Source organism: Brevibacterium sp. SMBL_HHYL_HB1, assembly GCF_018208375.1.
In the GTDB taxonomy this organism is placed as follows: domain Bacteria; phylum Actinomycetota; class Actinomycetes; order Actinomycetales; family Brevibacteriaceae; genus Brevibacterium; species Brevibacterium intestinavium.
Genome location: NZ_CP062936.1, coordinates 572,700 through 588,719, shown reverse-complemented (window position 1 = coordinate 588,719; position 16,020 = coordinate 572,700). Strand labels below are relative to the sequence as shown.

The window sequence follows — 16,020 nt, the reverse complement described above, 5'->3', positions numbered from 1 at the left end:
TTCTTGTTACAGACAGCGGACACGAGCGAGGCCCCTGTTTGGCCCTGCCGAAGATGTGAAACCACTGGACGATCTGTCATATTTTGGTGAGTTTCAGTCAGTCTAATGCACTCCGGGCTTCTCGGACGTCGAGCTAGCATCTCAATCGCGGACACCGATATGAAAACGAAACAATCCGTCACGCACAGGCCCGATCGGTCCGAATCGCGAACTGAGGCCGGCCCGAGTCTGAGACGCCGAAACGGTTCACATCCCACACCGCCCGGCCGGTCGGCTCGGCTGGTCGGTCCGACTGGTCGGTCCGTCCGCTCGGGCACCGGATGCGCATCGGACCCCGTGCGGTGAACTAGGCTGGGCGGTGTTATGGCACATCTGCTCGGGGCCGAAGCCCTTCACCTCGAATACCCCACTCGCGTCGTCTTCGACTCGGTCACCCTCGGAGTCGAGACCGGTGACATGATCGGCATCGTCGGCCGCAACGGCGACGGGAAGTCGAGCCTGCTCGGCATGCTCGCCGGCACCATCGAACCGGACTCCGGCCGCGTGACCTACCGTGGCGGACTGCGCCTGGGCATGCTCGATCAGAGCGACGACCTCGACGACGATGCGACGGTCGGCTTCTCCGTGGTCGGCGACGCCGCCGATCACGAGTGGGCCTCCGACCCCCGTGCCCGCGACGTCATCTCCGGACTCATCGCCGACCTCGACTGGCAGGCCCCGATCTCCAGCCTCTCGGGAGGCCAGCGCCGCCGAGTGGCCCTGGCCGCGCTGCTCGTCGGCGACTGGGACATGCTCATCCTCGACGAGCCGACGAACCATCTCGACGTCGACGGCATCGCCTGGCTGGCCGAGCACATGCGCAATCGGTGGCCGAAGAACTCCGGCGCCCTGCTGCTGGTCACCCACGATCGCTGGTTCCTCGACGAAGTGTGCACGAGGACCTGGGAGGTCCACGACCGCGTCGTCGAGCCCTTCGAAGGCGGCTATGCGGCCTATGTCCTCCAGCGCGTCGAACGCGACCGGATCGCCGCCGCCACCGAGGCCAAGCGGCAGAATCTCATGCGCAAGGAACTCGCGTGGCTGCGCCGCGGGGCTCCGGCACGGACGTCGAAGCCGAAGTTCCGCGTCGAGGCGGCCAATCAGCTCATCGCCGATGTGCCCGAGGTGCGCAACCCGATCGAACTGAAGAAGATGGCCACCGCCCGCCTGGGCAAAGACGTCGTCGACGTCCTCGATGTGTCCAAAGCCTACGACGGCCAACCTATCCTCACCGACGTCACCTGGCGCATCGGTCCCGGTGAGCGGACGGGGATCCTCGGCCCCAACGGTGCCGGCAAGTCGACGCTGCTCGGCCTCGTCTCCGGTGAGATCGAACCCGACTCCGGCCGGGTCAACCACGGCAAGACCGTCGAGATCGGCGTCTTGGATCAGCAGTTCAAGGACCTCGCGCGCATCAGTGACTCGCGGGTGCGCGAAGTCCTCGCCGAGTCCAAGACCTCGTTCACCATCGAGGGCAAGGACTACACCCCCGCACAGCTGCTCGAAAGACTCGGCTTCGCCAAGGAGCACCTGTCGGCTCGGGTCAAGGACCTCTCCGGTGGGCAGAAGCGTCGCCTGCAGCTCCTGCTGCTGCTCATGTCCGAACCCAATGTCATCATCCTCGACGAACCGACCAACGACGTCGACTCGGACATGCTCACGGCGATGGAGGACCTGCTCGACTCCTGGCCGGGCACGCTCATCGTCGTCTCCCACGACCGCTACCTGCTCGAACGCGTCACCGATCAGCAGTACGCGATCCTCGACCACGGACTCCGCCACGTCCCCGGCGGAGTCGATGAGTACCTGCGGCTGCGGGCCGAACAGAAGCGCAGGTCCTCGCACGGTGCCGGTGGCACCGCCTCGGGTGGGGCAGGCTCGAGCGGGGCCGCCTCGGCCGGCACCGCCCCGGATGGTGCCGACAACGGTGGAGCCGCCTCGGCGAATGGGGCATCGGGGCCGAAGCTCACCGGTGCTCAGGCACGAGCGACGAAGAAGGAACTGGCCTCGATCGAACGGCGAATGGACAAGCTGAATTCGCAGATCGCCGACAAGCACGAGGAGATGGCCGCCCACGACCAGACGGACTTCGAGGGCCTGGCCGAACTCACGGGCGCACTGAACGGACTCAAGGACGAACTCGACGAACTCGAGATGCGCTGGCTCGAGGCCACCGAAGCGCTGGAGGCCTGAAATGGTCGATGAGGATCGGATGCGTCAGCTGCTGGCCGCCGAGCGGGAGGATGCGCAGCGACTCATCGCCTCGCTGTCCAACGGCATCGACGAGGTCTCGGCCGCCCGCGAAGGCGACAACAGCGATGACGAGCATGACCCGGAAGGCGCGACCCTGGCCTTCGAACGCTCCCAGGCCGCGACTCTGCTCGACCAGTCACGTGCCCGGCTGCAGGACATCGCCGACGCGGTGACCAGGCTCGACAACGGCGAGTTCGGGATCTGCGTCGACTGCGGCACACCCATCGCGGAGGCCCGACTGGAGATCCGGCCCTATGCGGCGCGGTGCGTCGACTGCGCCGCTCGGGCCTGAACTCGGCGGCCCTGAGCCCGGCAGAACTTTACGGTCAGCGGGGCGAATGCGGTAACGTATCTGCGTGTCTGCCCGTGACTATCGCCTCGACCGTGCCAAAGGGATCCTCATCTTCGCGGTTGTCCTCGGCCACCTGATGGCGAGGACTTCGCCCTGGGAATCACCCGTCCTGGGCGCGCCGATGTACCTCATCTACTCGTTCCACATGCCTGCCTTCGTCTTCTTGGCAGGCATCACGGCCAAGTCCAACCGGCTGCCGGAGAGAGTCCTGAACTTCCTCGTCCTGCTTGCGGCGGTGCTGCCGCTGATGTGGGTGTGGATGTGGGCGTTCGGCCTCGACCCCGACTACAGCTTCCTCACCCCGTTCTGGTATTCGTGGTTCCTGCTGTCCATGGCCTGGTGGATGATCACGGTCCCCTTCATCGAGCGCTTCCCGCGCACGATGCTCGTCGCCTCCCTGGGTGTGGGCCTCTTCGGCGGTGTCCTGCCGATCCTCGACACCGAGCTGTCGGCGGCCCGCACAATGGCGTTCTGGCCCTTCTTCGTCATCGGCAAGCTCTACGGCAAACAGATCATCGACTGGGCCGGCAGCCTCGCGATCTGGCAGAAGCTCGGTCTCAGCTTCGCCGCCCTGGCCACCGTCGGCTACTTCTACGTCGACCAGGTCGACCACCACTGGCTCTACGGCAGCCTCAACTTCGCGCACTTCCATGTCAGCATCCCCGAAGGGGTCGGCCTGCGCCTGATCATGGACATCGCCGCCGTGCTCATGACCCTGGCGCTGCTGTCGTGGCTGACCGACCGCAACGGGCTCATCGCCAAAATCGGCAAGCACAGTCTGGCGATCTACGTTCTCCACGGCTTCGTCGTCCGCGGCCTCCAGCCCGTCCTCGACGGCAGCCGCGACGTCCTGCCCGACGCCATCGTCTTCCTCATCTGCCTGGCTCTGGCCGTGGTCTGGACGGGTGTGCTGTCCTGGACTCCGTTCGAACGGGCTCTGCGGTGGTATGCTTCGACCGCTTCGAGGCTCATCCTCAAACCGTTCTCAGCCCTGTGGTCGCGGACTCGCTGGGCCGCCTCGAGTCCGGCCGACAGTCAGGATGGTCCCGACGCGCCTGCTGCCTCCGGTGGTCTCGGCGGCCTCGGCGGCATCGACGGCCCCGAGGGTCCCGGCGACGTCGATGGCTCCGGCGACCGGCACGGGGAGGACGCCCACCCGGCTGCGCACGATTTGGCGCATCCGGCTCCGTTCGAGCACTACCCGCTTCCGGGTTCGCACGAGGTTCCGCAGAACGCCGCGTACGGGAGCACCCAGGAAGTGCCCGCCGGCTCCGCACAGCCGACCGCGCAGGGAACACCCCAGCCCGAGACCCGCAACGCTGCGAAGCACTCCGCCACGCCCCACCTCGGCGAGCGCTCCGATCGCTACCGTCGCCTCCCGGTCTACCTCAGCACGCCCCCGGACGAGGAGGACCGCTGACCGGCCGTCTCGCCTCGCGGGGATTGCGACCGTTCCGGTCGCCTCGGCGGGGTTCCTGGGCGTTCCGGTCGCCTCGGCGGGGTCCTGAGCGTTCCGGCCGCCTCGGCGGGGTTCCTGAGCGTTCCGGCCGCCTCGACGGGGATCCTGACAACGGAATATGTCATTGTGACGCCCGTCGCTTCACCGATCGTGGTTTGATACCTGAAGTTCGGGCCGATACCCGGACATGGACGATCCCCCACCACCGAATCGGAGAGCACCCATGACCGCGACCAACGCATTGACCCAACGCCTCGACGCCGGGCCGGTGATCTGCGCCGAAGGCTTCCTCTTCGAACTCGAGAAGCGCGGGTATCTCACCGCCGGTGAATTCGTGCCCGAGGTGGCTCTCGAATTCCCCGATGCCCTGCGGTCCCTCCACGTCGACTTCCAGCGCGCCGGCTCGGACATCGTCGAAGCCTTCACGTACAACGGGCACCGCGAGAAGATGCGCGTCATCGGCAAGGAGGATCTGCTCGAACCCCTCAATCGCTCAGCCCTGCAGATCGCCCGGTCCGTCGCCGACGCCAAGCCCGGCAACTTCATGGCCGGCAACATCTCGAACTCGAACATCTGGGATCCCGCCGACGAAGGCAAGCAGAACGAGGTCCGTGCCATGTTCTCCGAAATGGTCGGCTGGGCCGTCGAGGAAGGCGCCGACCTCATCATCGGCGAGACCTTCTACTTCGCCGGCGAGGCCATCGCCGCCGCCGAGATCGCCAAGGCCAGCGGCCTGCCCGTCGTCCTCACCCTCGCCCCCATGGCCTTCCAGGAGATGGCCGACGGCGTCGGGATCGTCGAAACCGCTCAGCGACTCGAACAGCTCGGCGTCGATGTCGTCGGCCTCAACTGCTTCCGCGGACCGGCGACGATGCTGCCGTGGCTCAAGGAGATCCGCGCGGCCGTGTCCTGTCATGTCGGTGCCCTGCCCATCCCCTACCGCACGACCCCGGAGGAGCCGACCTTCTTCAATCTCTCGGATCCAGGCGCCGAGGTGGCCTGCCCGCACGGCCGGACATTCCCCACAGCTCTCGACCCGCTGCAGGCCAACCGCTACGAGATCGGCGCGTTCGCCAAGGAAGCCTACGATCTGGGCGTCAACTACATCGGCGTCTGCTGCGGAGCGACGCCCATGCACATCCGCGAGGTCGCCGAGGCCGTCGGCCTGGTCACGGACGCCAGCCGGTTCTCGGAGAACATGGCCAACCACTTCATGTACGGAGACAACGAGCGGCTGGCCGACAATGTCGTCGCCCTCGGCGACACCGCCTGAGACCGAGCGCAGAGGCGGGCCCTGCCCGACGAGGAAGCCCGGCGGCGGGGTGTCCGGCGGCGCGACTGTCCGGCAGCGAAGCGTGGCCGGTGCCGAAGCCTGGCCACACAGGATTCTCCGGTAGACAATCGTAGATTTCCCACGAAGATCTCTACGAATACTTGCCGGAGAATCGAGCCGACGCACCGAGCGTGGCGGAACGCAGGTGCGCGTGGCTGAATCCTGCTGCGCGTGTGGCTCAACTCATTGCGGCCGAGCAAGCCTCTCCGAGCATCCCTCACCGGTGGTGTTGGCCTGCACCGGCAGTGCCACCGCATACATTCAGCGCCATAACCCCTCGTTGCGACGGGGGCTATGGCGCTGAATGGTCGTGGTGCGGCGGCTCGCTGGTGCGGCCGTCACCTCGATCAAGGGTGGGCCCGATCAAGACGGACTTCGATCAAGCGTGGGCCCTATCGAGACAGGCTTCGATCAAGCGTGAGCCCAATCGGACCGGGCCCGATCAAGCCTGGGCCCGATCGAGACGGCGCCTCGCTCAGGCCTGGGCGGTCACGCCGATCGAGTTGAGGGCGGACTCGAGGCGAGCGATCGTGCCATCGATGTCGCCGAGCTTGTCGAGGCCGAACAGCCCGATGCGGAACGTCGAGAAGTCCTCGGGTTCGCCGCACTGCAGGGGAACTCCAGCCGCGATCTGCACCCCGGCTTCCTTGAAGCTCGCTCCGTTGGCCAGCTGCGGGTTGTCAGTGTGGACGACGACCACGCTGGGTGAGGCGAATTCGGGCGAGGCCACCGAGGGCAGTCCGCGTTCGGCGAAGACAGCCCGCACCCGCTCGCCGAGCTCCTTCTGAGCCGATTCGAGCTTGTCGTACCCGCGCTCCTCCGTCTCGCGCATGAGTTCGACATTGTGCGTGAGGGCATCGGTGGGCATCGTCGCGTGGTAGGGCGAACGTCCGGCCTCGTACTCGTCGGCGATGGACAGCCACTTCTTCAGATCCATGGAGAAGCTCGAGGAGGTCGAGCCCTCGACAGCCTTGCGTGCGGCCTGGCCCAGCATGACGTAGCCGGCGCACGGCGATCCGCTCCAGCCCTTCTGCGGAGCGCTGATGAGGATGTCGACGCCGAGGTCGGTCATCGACGCCCACACCGCACCCGAGGCGATGCAGTCGAGGACGAAGAGTCCGCCGACGGCGTGCACGGCCTCGGACACGGCCTTGACATAGTCATCGGGCAGCAGCATGCCCGAGGCGGTCTCGACGTGAGGAGCGAAAACGACATCGGGCTTCTCGCGCTCGATGGCGGCGACCACCTCGGTGATGGGGGCCGGCGACCATGTGGACTGGTGCACGTCCGAGTCCGCGGAAGCCTGGAGCACGGTCGTCTCGGCGGCGATGTCGCCGGCGTCGAGGATCTGCGACCAGCGGAAGGAGAACAGACCGTTGCGCACGATGAGCACCTTCTTGCCGGTGGCGATCTGGCGGGCCACGGACTCCATCGCATAGCTGCCGCCGCCGGGGACGATGGCGGCGGCCTCGGCGTCGTAGGCCGAGCGCAGGATGCGGTTGATGTCCTGCATCACGGACACGAACTTCTTCGACATGTGGTTCAGCGATCGATCGGTGAAGACCACCGAGTATTCGAGCAGGCCGTCGGGATCAACATCTTCGTGTGGCAAAGTCATGGCTCTAACATAGCCACAAGTGCTCTGTTCGGGCCACCACCCTCGCGCAGTGAGACCGTTCTGACCGGCCGGGCCGCTCAGAGCTCGATCTCGCTGCGATCGGTGGACCACAGAGTGTGGAATGTGCCCTTTCTGTCGGTGCGCTCATAGGTGTGGGAGCCGAAGCGGTCTCGCTGGGCCTGGATGAGCGCGGCGCTGCCCGCCGAGGCGCGCAGCCCGTCGTAGTAGGACAGGGTCGAGGCCAGACCGGGCACGGCGATGCCCTTCTCGATCGCCAGCATCACGGTCGACCGCAGGGCGGCCTGGCAGCGCCCGGCGACATCGCGGACATAGGCGTCGGCGAGCAGGGTCGGCGGCGCAGACTCTGTGTCGAAGGCCTCGATGACACGGTCGAGCAGACGCGCGCGGATGATGCACCCGGCCCTCCAGATCGAGGCGAGGCCGCCGAGGTCGATCTCCCAGCCGTACTCGCGTGCCGCGACCGAGATCTCGTGGAATCCCTGCACATAGGCCATCACCTTGCCCAGCAGCAGCGCCCGCCGCACCTCGTCGATGCGGTCCCGGCGTTCGTCCCCGCCCGGAGATGAGGGTGCGCTCTCCTCGGCGGCCGACGCTGCGTTCCCGGCGGCGGCTGCATCCCGGGCGGCGGCTGCATCCCCGGCGGCGGCTGCACCACCGGGCGGAGTGGACGGCACCGGCCCGTCAAGGCCGAGCCCTTCGGCGCGCAGATCGGCCGCCGCGGACAGCGAGCGGGAGAACACCGCCTCGGCGATGGTCGGCATGGGAACCCCGAGTCCCAGTCCCGACTGTGCCGTCCAGGCGCCCGTGCCCTTCGCCTGCGCACTGTCGGCGACGATGTCGACGAATGCCCGACCGGTCGTCTCATCGACGTGGGCGAGCACCTCCGCAGTGATCTCGACGAGGTAGGACTCGAGCTCCCCGTCGTTCCATTCGGCGAACACCTCGGCGATCTCGCGCGGTGGCATCCCGAGTCCGTCGCGCAGGAGTGTGAACGCTTCGGCGATGAGCTGCATATCGGCGTACTCGATGCCGTTGTGGACCATCTTGACGAAGTGCCCGGCCCCGTCCTCCCCGATGTGTCCGACGCAGGGATAGGAGGCCGGCGCAGCGTCGTGCGCGGTCGCAGGGTCGTCCGCGGGCGCCATTCCCTCGGCTCGGGCCGCGACCGGTTCGAGCAGCGGGCGCAGACGCTGCCAGGCAGCAGACGTTCCGCCGACCATGAGCGAGGCGCCGTGCAGGGCACCGGCCTCTCCCCCGGAGATGCCGACGCCGCAGAACTCGATGCCCGTAGCGGCCAGCCGCCTGCCGCGGGCGATGGTGTCCTGAAAATGCGAGTTGCCGCCGTCAACGATGATGTCACCGGGCGCGAACACCTCGGCGAGGTCGGCGATCGCCGAGTCCGTGGCGGGCCCGGCATTGACCATGAGGATGGCCACACGCGGCCCGGCGAGCCTGTCGGCCAGGTCCGACGGGTCGGAGACGACGATGAATTCGGCATCCGGGAAGTCCTCGGCCAGCTTCCGGGCACGAGTGACATCGCGGTCATAGATCGCGACGCGACGCCCGGGCTGCCTCGCGAAGTTGCGGGCCAGATTCGACCCCATCACACCGGTCCCGATCACAGCGACATCGGCTTCCATCTGCGTTCCCCTCCCCGGCGACGGCGATGTTGACAGTCACTCATCACCAGCACTACGGTGCAATAAATCTGTTTTAATAACTGATTGTAGATATCTCTTCATAATTTATCGAGAGGTTTCGGATATGGGTCAACCCCCTCCGCTTCCACCACTGGTCATCATGGGTGTCTCGGGAACCGGCAAGACCGTCCTCGGCGCGCAGGTGGCACAGGCTCTCGACCGCCGCTTCGTCGACGCCGACGACCTCCACCCCGCGGCGAACAAGTCGAAGATGCGCTCGGGTATCCCGCTCACCGATGAGGATCGGGCACCGTGGCTCGACAGCGTCGCCGCCGAGGCAGCACGCGCACCTGCCCCGGTCATCGCCTGCTCGGCGCTCAAGCGCTCCTACCGCGATCTGCTGCGGAAGTCGGCGCCCGAACTCGTCTTCATCCACCTCGACGCTCCGCGTGAGGTCATCGCCGGCCACCTGGCCCATCGCGACCACGAATTCATGTCCCCGGCCCTGCTGGACTCCCAGCTGGCCACCCTGGAACCGCTGACCGCCGAGGAGGCCCACGCCACCGTCGCCGTCGACCACCCGATCCCCGAGGTCCTCGAGGCCATCCTCGAATCTATCGCCCGGCTCCGATCCTGACCGGCCGCTTCAGACCCCGACCGACCGACTCCGTCCCCTGACCGACCGTCCATCCGTGCCTGCCACGATCTGACCTCAAGGAAGAGGAACAATGACCGATATCGAACTGGCCTGGAACCTGTCCTCGCCGGCGCTGCTCGGGCTGGCCGCAGCGGCCATCGCCCTGCTGCTCGTGCTCATCATCCGCGCCCGAGTGCACGCCTTCATCGCCCTCACCATCGTCAGTGTGGCCACCGCACTGGCCTCGGGCGTCCTGCCGTCCGACCTCATCGATGTCCTCTTCGACGGCTTCGGATCCACCCTGGCCAGCGTGGCCCTGCTCGTGGGACTCGGTGCGATGCTCGGACGCATGCTCGAGCTCTCCGGCGGCGCCGAGGTGCTCACCGACGCTCTGATCCGCGCCTTCGGTGAGAAACGGGCACCGCTGGCGCTCGGCGTGACCTCTCTGCTCTTCGGCTTCCCGATCTTCTTCGACGCCGGACTCGTCGTCATGCTGCCGATCATCTTCACCATCGCGCGCCGCCTCGGCGGTTCTCTGCTCCTCTACGCCATGCCGGCGGCGATGGCGTTCTCCGCGATGCACATCTTCGTGCCTCCGCATCCGGGTCCGGTGGCCGCCTCCGGGCTGCTCGGTGCGAACGTCGGGCTCGTGCTCGTCTGCGGCCTCATCATCGCCATCCCCGCCTGGTACCTCACCGGCTACCTGTTCGGTCTCTTCATCGGAAAGCGCATCGAGGTCTCCGTCCCCGATGTCCTCTCCGGGGGCAAGGGCGACGAGTTCGCCGAGTTCGCCTCCCGCCCGAAGCTGTCCCAGGTCGTCTTCCTCCTCATCCTGCCGCTCGTGCTCATCTTCGCCAACACCGGCCTCAACTTCGCCGGAGAGGCCGGCTGGGTCGATCCCGAATCGATTCCCGTCGCGTCCCTGCGGCTGCTGGGCGAGACCCCGATCGCGCTGCTCATCACCGTCGTCATCGCCATGTGGCTGCTCGGCTGGCGGCAGCAGAAAGGTCGGGCGATGGTCGAGAACGTCGTCGACTCCGCCCTGGGACCGGTCTGCTCGATCATCCTCATCACCGGGGCCGGCGGCATGTTCGGAGGCGTTCTGCGCGCCAGCGGCATCGGCGATTCGCTCGCCGATTCGCTTGCTGCCCTGGGTCTGCCGGTCATCGTCGCCGGGTTCGTCATCGCCGCCATCGTGCGCATCGCCCAGGGTTCTGCGACCGTGGCGCTGACCACCGCGGCCGCGCTGATCCAGCCGATCGTCGTCGGCAATCCGGACTTCTCGAGCCTGCAGGTCGTCGCCATCGTGCTCTCGCTGGCCGCCGGCTCGGTCTTCGCCAGTCACGTCAACGATTCGGGATTCTGGTTGGTCTCGCGCTTCTTCGGTATGGACACGAAGACGACGCTGAAGACCTGGACGCTCGGCCAGACGCTGCTCGGACTCGTCGGCTTCGGCCTCAGCCTGGTCCTCTACGGTCTCGTCAGTCTGTTCTGAGGGCCCGCCTGACCGGGCCCACGTGGCCGGGCCCGCGTGAGTCGACCCGCGTGACCGAGCTCGCGTGAGCCAACCCGCCCGACCGGACCCTATAGCCGGGCTCTCAGTGCCCCGGGTGTCGGGGCTCATCGGCCCAGACGCCGCCCATCTCCTCATCGGTCTTCGCGACGATCTTGAACATCGCCTCCTTCGCCCGGTCGGGGTCCTGGCCGCCGATGGCATCGGCGACGTCGAAGTGCCACTGGAGGGCATCGGGGTGCGGGAACTGCGGCATCAGACCGGCACCGGTGCGGCCCGAGAGGATCTCACCGATGACCATGTCGAAGGCGGCGAAGAGTTCGTTGCCGCCGGCGCCGAGCACCGCCCGGTGGAAGGCGACATCGGCGGTGAGGAAGGCTTCGACGTCGCCCTTCCTTCCGCTCGAGCGCATCCGGGCGGCCAGTCCCATGATCTCCTCGGCCGCCTCGGCGGGGGCGTGCTGTGCCGCCAGCCCGGCAGCCTCGGGTTCGATGGCCACGCGCAGTTCGGTCAGCGAGCGCAGCTGCCGGGCCGGGGCTTCGGTCATCCGCCAGCGGATGACGAGCGGGTCGAGCAGCGTCCATTCGTCCATGGCGAGCACGACCAGCCCGACCCGCCGGATCGGGCGGAGCATGCCCAGCGATTCGATCACCCGCACGACTTCCCGCACGACCGACAGGGACACGTCGTACCGGGTCCTCAGCTCCTCGGCCTTGATGATCGTGCCGGGGGCCAGTCGGCCGGCAACGATGTCCTGACCGATCCGGTCGCGCAGGCGCTCATGGAGGTTGCTGCGGTTCGTCGGGTCCTCGCTCCGACCCGCCATGGACTGATCCGACATCAGCGACTGTCCACCACGTGCGCTCCGGGTGCGGGCCCGGTCGCCCGCAGGGCCTCGTTGACTCCGCGCGTGGCCTGCAGCAGCACGGCCAGGTCGAGGGCGTGGTGGGCGTCGCGGGCGAGGAACCCGATCGTCGGTCCCGAACCGGACAGCAGCGGCAGCAGGGCACCGGCGGCGCGCCCGGCCTCCATCACCTCGGCGATCTCGGGCAGGAACGACACGGCCGCTTCGGTGAGGTAGTTGCTCGCGGATTCCGCGAGCGTGTCCGGGTCCCCGGCCGCCAGCGCCTTGAGCACCTGGTCGGGGACCTCGGCCGGGCCCGGGGCGGGGTGGAGTTCGTCGAAGCGGGCGTAGACGTCGCGGGTCGGCAGCTGGCGGGCCGAGGTGGCCATCACCCAGTGGAAGGTTCCGCGGGTGAGCACGGGACTGAGCTTCTCCCCGCGGCCGCGGCCGATGGCCGTGCCCCCGTGCAGGAGGAAGGCGACATCGGCGCCGACGGCGACCGCGCAGTCGTGAAGGACGTCCTCGGCCACTCCCCCGACGAGGTGGGCGGCCCCGACGAGCGCGGCGGCGGCATCGGCCGATCCCCCGCCCATTCCTCCGGCCACGGGCACCTGTTTGTCGATGACGATGTCGATATCGCGCAGCACGTCGACGTCTCGGTCGACCTCGAGTGCGGCGATGAGGACGTCGACGGCCCGGCGCGCGAGGTTCGTTGCATCGGCCGGGACCGCGGAGTCCCCGTAGCGGCCCTGGACGATGATCGACCCGGTCCCGCCGGGGACGAGGGTCAGCGTCTCGCCGAGGTTGAGCGCCTGGAACACGGTCGCGAGTTCGTGATAGCCCTCATCGTTCGCCCCACCCACGCCGAGGTGGATGTTGATCTTGCCCGGCGCCTGCACCTTCACCGGGGCCCGGGTCGTCGAATCGGTGCGCAGCGGGCTGGTCATGGCCGGGACCCCTCGACGTCGGCCAAGCGTTCGAAGTCGGCGACCGTGAGGGCCTCACCGCGAACCTTCGGGTCGAGGCCGGCGGCCAGCAGCAGCTCTTCGGCCCGCTGGGCGGAACCGGCCCATCCGGACAGGGCCGCGCGCAGGGTCTTGCGGCGCTGGGCGAAGGCCGCATCGACGAGGGAGAACAGACGGCGACGCTGGACGGGATCGCGGTCGGTGCGGGTGACGTCGATGCGGACGAGTCCGGAGTCGATGTTCGGGGCCGGCCAGAACACGTTCTTGCCGATCCGTCCGGCCAGGCGCACATCTCCGTACCATTGGGCCTTGACGCTGGGCACCCCGTAGGTGCGGGACCCGGGCGCGGCGGCCAGCCTGTCGGCGACCTCGAGCTGGACCATGACGAGCACCGTCTTCAGGCTCGGGAAGGTCTCGAGGAAGTGCAGCAGCACGGGCACGGCCACGTTGTAGGGAAGGTTCGCCACGAGCGCATCGGGCCGGTTCGCTTCGCCGCCCGAGACCGGTGCGGGCAGTTCGGTGACCTTGAGGGCATCGGCACCCACGAGCGAGAACCGGGCGGTGCGGTCGGCCCGATCGGCCGCCTCGGTGCCGGTCTCGGGGTCACGGTCGGCCGCCTCGGTGCCGGCGAACCTCTCCACGGTGTGCGGCAGTCGGGCGGCGAGGAGCTCGTCGATCTCGACGGCCGTGACACAGTGCCCGGCCTCGAGCAGACCGAGGGTGAGCGAGCCCAGCCCGGGGCCGATCTCGACGACGTTCGCGGCGTCCTCGAGGCCGGCGGCGGTGACGATCGAGCGCACGGTATTGGGGTCGATGACGAAGTTCTGCCCCTTCTGCTTCGTCGGGCGCAGACCGATGTCAGCGGCTATCTCGCGTATGTCGCGGGCGGTCAATAACGTCACAGCCAACAACTTACAGCACTGATTGACGGGCTCAACCACAGAACACACGTGCCGGCGGCTCATGCCCGGACACATCCGCCTGTGCGCATAGAGTGTTGCCATGCTGCCTGAGGGACTGTCCATGCTCTGGGAGACCCACGATCCCGGTCTCGCACTCGCCGATCGCTTCGGCTTCCGCGACCGCGCCCACGTGCGAGCGTGGCTGGCCGACACCCTCGCCGAGGTGTGGGGGCTCGACATCGGCGAGTGCGACCGTCTGGTCATCAGCGACCACAATGCCATCGCCTGGGCCACCAGCGTCGGGCACGGTCCCCTCGTCATCAAATGGTCGATGGAGGCCGGCCTCTTCGACCGTCTCCACGCAACGACGACGGTCCTCTCCCGCCTCGCCGAGGCCGGTGCGCCGGTGGCATCTCCGGTGCCCAGCCGCGAAGGTGCGGCCCGAGTGGTCGTCGCAGGCCCCCGGTGCCGGCTGTCCCTGGCTGTGCTGCCGGAGGTCTCGGGACAGTGGTTGGACACGAGCGATCTCGCTGCGGTCGAAGCGGCCGGTCGCGCTCTGGCGGATCTCCACGACCGCCTCGGCGAACTCAGCGAGGTTCCGCCACCGCTGAGACAGCGGAGAGGACGACGCGATCGGACGGTCTCCTCGGCTGAGGGCACCGATCTGAAGGACCGGATCGCCGCGTGGCTGGGCCGCGGAGGCGATCGGCTCGCTCCGGAGGCCGCGGCGACCCTGCGGAGTCTGGTCGAGGCGGCTCCCGCCTTCGAGGACGCACCTCAGCTGATCCACCGTGACTTCCGGTCGGCGAACATCCTCGTCGACGGCTCCGCCATCGCAGCGATCCTCGACTTCGATGAGATGACCCTGGACCACCGGGTCCTCGATCTCGCGCGCTCAAGCGTGTACCTGGGCACCCGCTTCCGCAACTGGGCTCCGACCGAGCGGAGCGCGCAGATCGCGCTGATGGACGGATACGAGTCCGTGCGTGCGCTCAGCGACGCCGAAGCGGCCTGGTGGCCCGTTCTCCTCCTCTGGCAGTCGATCGCGGCGGTCGGCGCCCAGGACCCGGCCGCCGGGTGGGCCGAAGCCGCAGACGCCTTGGCCCGGGAGTCCGCCCGCGGACGATAGGGTGAGGCCTATGGATCCGCAGACACTGACCGAACTGCTCGATGTCGCCGTCCTCGATCGGCTCGACCGCATCGACGACCTGCCCGGCGACGAACTGGCACGGTCCTCGGCGCTGCGGAAGGAAGGCCACTCCGCCGAGGTGACCGCCGCGCTGCTCACCCAGGCGCGGCTGCGCAAGGAGGCGGCAGCGAAGCTCGGACCCTTCGCAGACGACATGCTCTTCACCCGCGACGGACTCGCCCAGGCCACCCGGCTGCCCGTGGCAGCCCACCACGCCCGGCGTCTGATCGGGGATGCGGCTCAAGCCGATGCCGCCGCGGCTGACGGTTCGGCGCCACCGACCGACGGCGAAGCACCGGCACCCGACGGCGAGGCGCCACCGACCGACGGCGAGGCGCCGTTGCGCATCGCCGACCTCGGCTGCGGGATCGGCGCCGATTCCATCGCCTTCTCCGGAATGGGCGCGCAGGTGACCGCCGTCGACGCCGATGAGGTCACCGCCGCCATCGCCGCCTTCAACCTCCGACACCTGCCCGATGCCTCGGTCGAACACGCCCGCGCCGAGGACGTCGACCTGGCCGGCTTCGACGCCCTGTGGTTCGACCCGGCCCGCCGCACCATCGGCAAGGCCGACCGCCGCGGATCGACCTCCCGGATCAGCGACCCCGAAGCCTTCTCCCCCTCACTGTCCTGGGTCGTCGACAGGGCCGAGGAGGCCGAGGCGGCCGGGGTCAAGCTCGGCCCGGCACTGGACCACGCGCTCATCCCCGAGGGCGCCGAAGCACAGTGGGTCTCCCACAACGGTGAGGTCGTCGAGGTCTGCCTCTACTTCGGCACCGCCCGGCAGCGCCCGGGCCGCAGCGCACTGGTCATGGGAGAGCGCACCCTGCTCGTCCACGAGGACGATCTGCCCGAGGCCGACGAGGCGGACATCGGCGAGCTCGGCTCCTATCTGCTCGAACCCGATGGGGCGATCGTGCGGGCCGGACTCGTCACCGCACTGTGCGGCCCGCTGGAGGCCCGGCGCGTGCACCCGACGATCGCGTACCTGACCACCGACGTCGAACCGAGCGGTCCCGCCTCGGCGGGGGTGAGCGCCTATGAGGTCATCGACGTCCTGCCCGCGAAGATCGCGAGCCTGCGCAAGGAGCTCATCAGCCGCGGCATCGGTTCGGTCGTGATCAAGAAGCGCGGCGCCGACATCGTGCCCGACCAGGTCCGACGCCAGCTCAAACTGCCGAAGGGAGACAAGGCCACACTCGTGTTCACCCGGCTCGGCGAACGCCACGTCGTGCTGCTGACCCGCGCCCTGTGA

General features: G+C 68.3%; 13 protein-coding genes. 8 read left to right on the top strand and 5 right to left on the bottom strand.

The genetic code is table 11. The features are described from left to right. Nucleotides 1-363 precede the first annotated feature (363 nt). From IG171_RS02720 to IG171_RS02705, 4 genes are all read left to right on the top strand, one after another. On the top strand, nucleotides 364-2,232 hold the full coding sequence (locus IG171_RS02720; RefSeq protein WP_212129712.1) for an ABC-F family ATP-binding cassette domain-containing protein: 1,869 nt from the start codon (nucleotides 364-366) through the stop codon (nucleotides 2,230-2,232). 1 nt (nucleotide 2,233) lies between these two features. Then, complete coding sequence (locus IG171_RS02715; protein ID WP_212129710.1) at nucleotides 2,234-2,584, top strand: TraR/DksA C4-type zinc finger protein; 351 nt, start codon at nucleotides 2,234-2,236, stop codon at nucleotides 2,582-2,584. Between the two features lie 64 nt (nucleotides 2,585-2,648). Continuing rightward, the gene (locus IG171_RS02710) at nucleotides 2,649-4,064 is read left to right on the top strand and encodes an acyltransferase family protein (RefSeq protein WP_212129708.1); all 1,416 of its coding nucleotides are present in this window, start codon (nucleotides 2,649-2,651) and stop codon (nucleotides 4,062-4,064) included. Nucleotides 4,065-4,326: 262 nt separating this feature from the next. Beyond that, the gene (locus IG171_RS02705) at nucleotides 4,327-5,376 is read left to right on the top strand and encodes a homocysteine S-methyltransferase family protein (RefSeq protein ID WP_212129706.1); all 1,050 of its coding nucleotides are present in this window, start codon (nucleotides 4,327-4,329) and stop codon (nucleotides 5,374-5,376) included. A gap of 535 nt (nucleotides 5,377-5,911) precedes the next feature. Here the strand turns inward: IG171_RS02705 and IG171_RS02700 are convergent. After that, nucleotides 5,912-7,054, bottom strand: a complete 1,143-nt coding sequence (locus IG171_RS02700; protein ID WP_212129703.1) for an alanine--glyoxylate aminotransferase family protein — start codon at nucleotides 7,052-7,054, stop codon at nucleotides 5,912-5,914. A gap of 77 nt (nucleotides 7,055-7,131) precedes the next feature. Then, complete coding sequence (locus IG171_RS02695) at nucleotides 7,132-8,715, bottom strand: NADP-dependent decarboxylating phosphogluconate dehydrogenase (RefSeq protein ID WP_212129702.1); 1,584 nt, start codon at nucleotides 8,713-8,715, stop codon at nucleotides 7,132-7,134. A 124-nt stretch (nucleotides 8,716-8,839) separates the two neighbouring features. Between IG171_RS02695 and IG171_RS02690 the strand changes: the two genes are divergently transcribed. Both IG171_RS02690 and IG171_RS02685 read left to right on the top strand, forming a co-directional pair. After that, nucleotides 8,840-9,352 (top strand): gluconokinase, encoded by a 513-nt coding sequence (locus IG171_RS02690; RefSeq protein WP_212129701.1) that lies wholly within the window; start codon nucleotides 8,840-8,842, stop codon nucleotides 9,350-9,352. Between the two features lie 91 nt (nucleotides 9,353-9,443). Then, nucleotides 9,444-10,847 (top strand): GntP family permease, encoded by a 1,404-nt coding sequence (locus IG171_RS02685; RefSeq protein ID WP_212129700.1) that lies wholly within the window; start codon nucleotides 9,444-9,446, stop codon nucleotides 10,845-10,847. Nucleotides 10,848-10,950: 103 nt separating this feature from the next. On the opposite strand, the gene IG171_RS02680 is transcribed toward IG171_RS02685, so the two are convergent. From IG171_RS02680 to rsmA, 3 genes are read right to left on the bottom strand one after another with little or no spacing between them, the layout of a single operon-like run. Beyond that, the gene (locus tag IG171_RS02680) at nucleotides 10,951-11,706 is read right to left on the bottom strand and encodes an FCD domain-containing protein (protein ID WP_249203995.1); all 756 of its coding nucleotides are present in this window, start codon (nucleotides 11,704-11,706) and stop codon (nucleotides 10,951-10,953) included. After that, entirely contained in the window at nucleotides 11,706-12,656 is a 951-nt protein-coding gene (locus IG171_RS02675; protein ID WP_212129699.1) for a 4-(cytidine 5'-diphospho)-2-C-methyl-D-erythritol kinase, read from the bottom strand. The genes IG171_RS02680 and IG171_RS02675 overlap by 1 nt, the downstream gene beginning before the upstream one ends. Further along, nucleotides 12,653-13,576 (bottom strand): 16S rRNA (adenine(1518)-N(6)/adenine(1519)-N(6))-dimethyltransferase RsmA, encoded by a 924-nt coding sequence (gene rsmA, locus IG171_RS02670; RefSeq protein ID WP_249203994.1) that lies wholly within the window; start codon nucleotides 13,574-13,576, stop codon nucleotides 12,653-12,655. Before rsmA ends, IG171_RS02675 begins: the two co-directional genes overlap by 4 nt. 100 nt (nucleotides 13,577-13,676) lie before the next feature. Between rsmA and IG171_RS02665 the strand changes: the two genes are divergently transcribed. Beyond that, nucleotides 13,677-14,705: a phosphotransferase gene (locus IG171_RS02665; RefSeq protein WP_212129697.1), complete on the top strand. Its 1,029-nt coding sequence runs from the start codon at nucleotides 13,677-13,679 to the stop codon at nucleotides 14,703-14,705. A gap of 10 nt (nucleotides 14,706-14,715) precedes the next feature. Then, nucleotides 14,716-16,020 carry a class I SAM-dependent methyltransferase gene (locus IG171_RS02660; protein ID WP_212129695.1) on the top strand — a complete coding sequence of 435 codons (1,305 nt, stop codon included), beginning with the start codon at nucleotides 14,716-14,718 and terminating at the stop codon, nucleotides 16,018-16,020.

Coding starts and splice junctions, on each gene's coding strand:
- IG171_RS02680 (WP_249203995.1), bottom strand. CDS start 11,706: ATGTCGGATCAGTCCATGGCGGGTCGGAGCGAGGACCCGACGAACCGC.
- IG171_RS02690 (WP_212129701.1), top strand. CDS start 8,840: ATGGGTCAACCCCCTCCGCTTCCACCACTGGTCATCATGGGTGTCTCG.
- IG171_RS02700 (WP_212129703.1), bottom strand. CDS start 7,054: ATGACTTTGCCACACGAAGATGTTGATCCCGACGGCCTGCTCGAATAC.
- IG171_RS02665 (WP_212129697.1), top strand. CDS start 13,677: ATGCTGCCTGAGGGACTGTCCATGCTCTGGGAGACCCACGATCCCGGT.
- IG171_RS02660 (WP_212129695.1), top strand. CDS start 14,716: ATGGATCCGCAGACACTGACCGAACTGCTCGATGTCGCCGTCCTCGAT.
- IG171_RS02715 (WP_212129710.1), top strand. CDS start 2,234: ATGGTCGATGAGGATCGGATGCGTCAGCTGCTGGCCGCCGAGCGGGAG.
- IG171_RS02695 (WP_212129702.1), bottom strand. CDS start 8,715: ATGGAAGCCGATGTCGCTGTGATCGGGACCGGTGTGATGGGGTCGAAT.
- IG171_RS02675 (WP_212129699.1), bottom strand. CDS start 12,656: ATGACCAGCCCGCTGCGCACCGATTCGACGACCCGGGCCCCGGTGAAG.
- IG171_RS02685 (WP_212129700.1), top strand. CDS start 9,444: ATGACCGATATCGAACTGGCCTGGAACCTGTCCTCGCCGGCGCTGCTC.
- IG171_RS02705 (WP_212129706.1), top strand. CDS start 4,327: ATGACCGCGACCAACGCATTGACCCAACGCCTCGACGCCGGGCCGGTG.
- IG171_RS02720 (WP_212129712.1), top strand. CDS start 364: ATGGCACATCTGCTCGGGGCCGAAGCCCTTCACCTCGAATACCCCACT.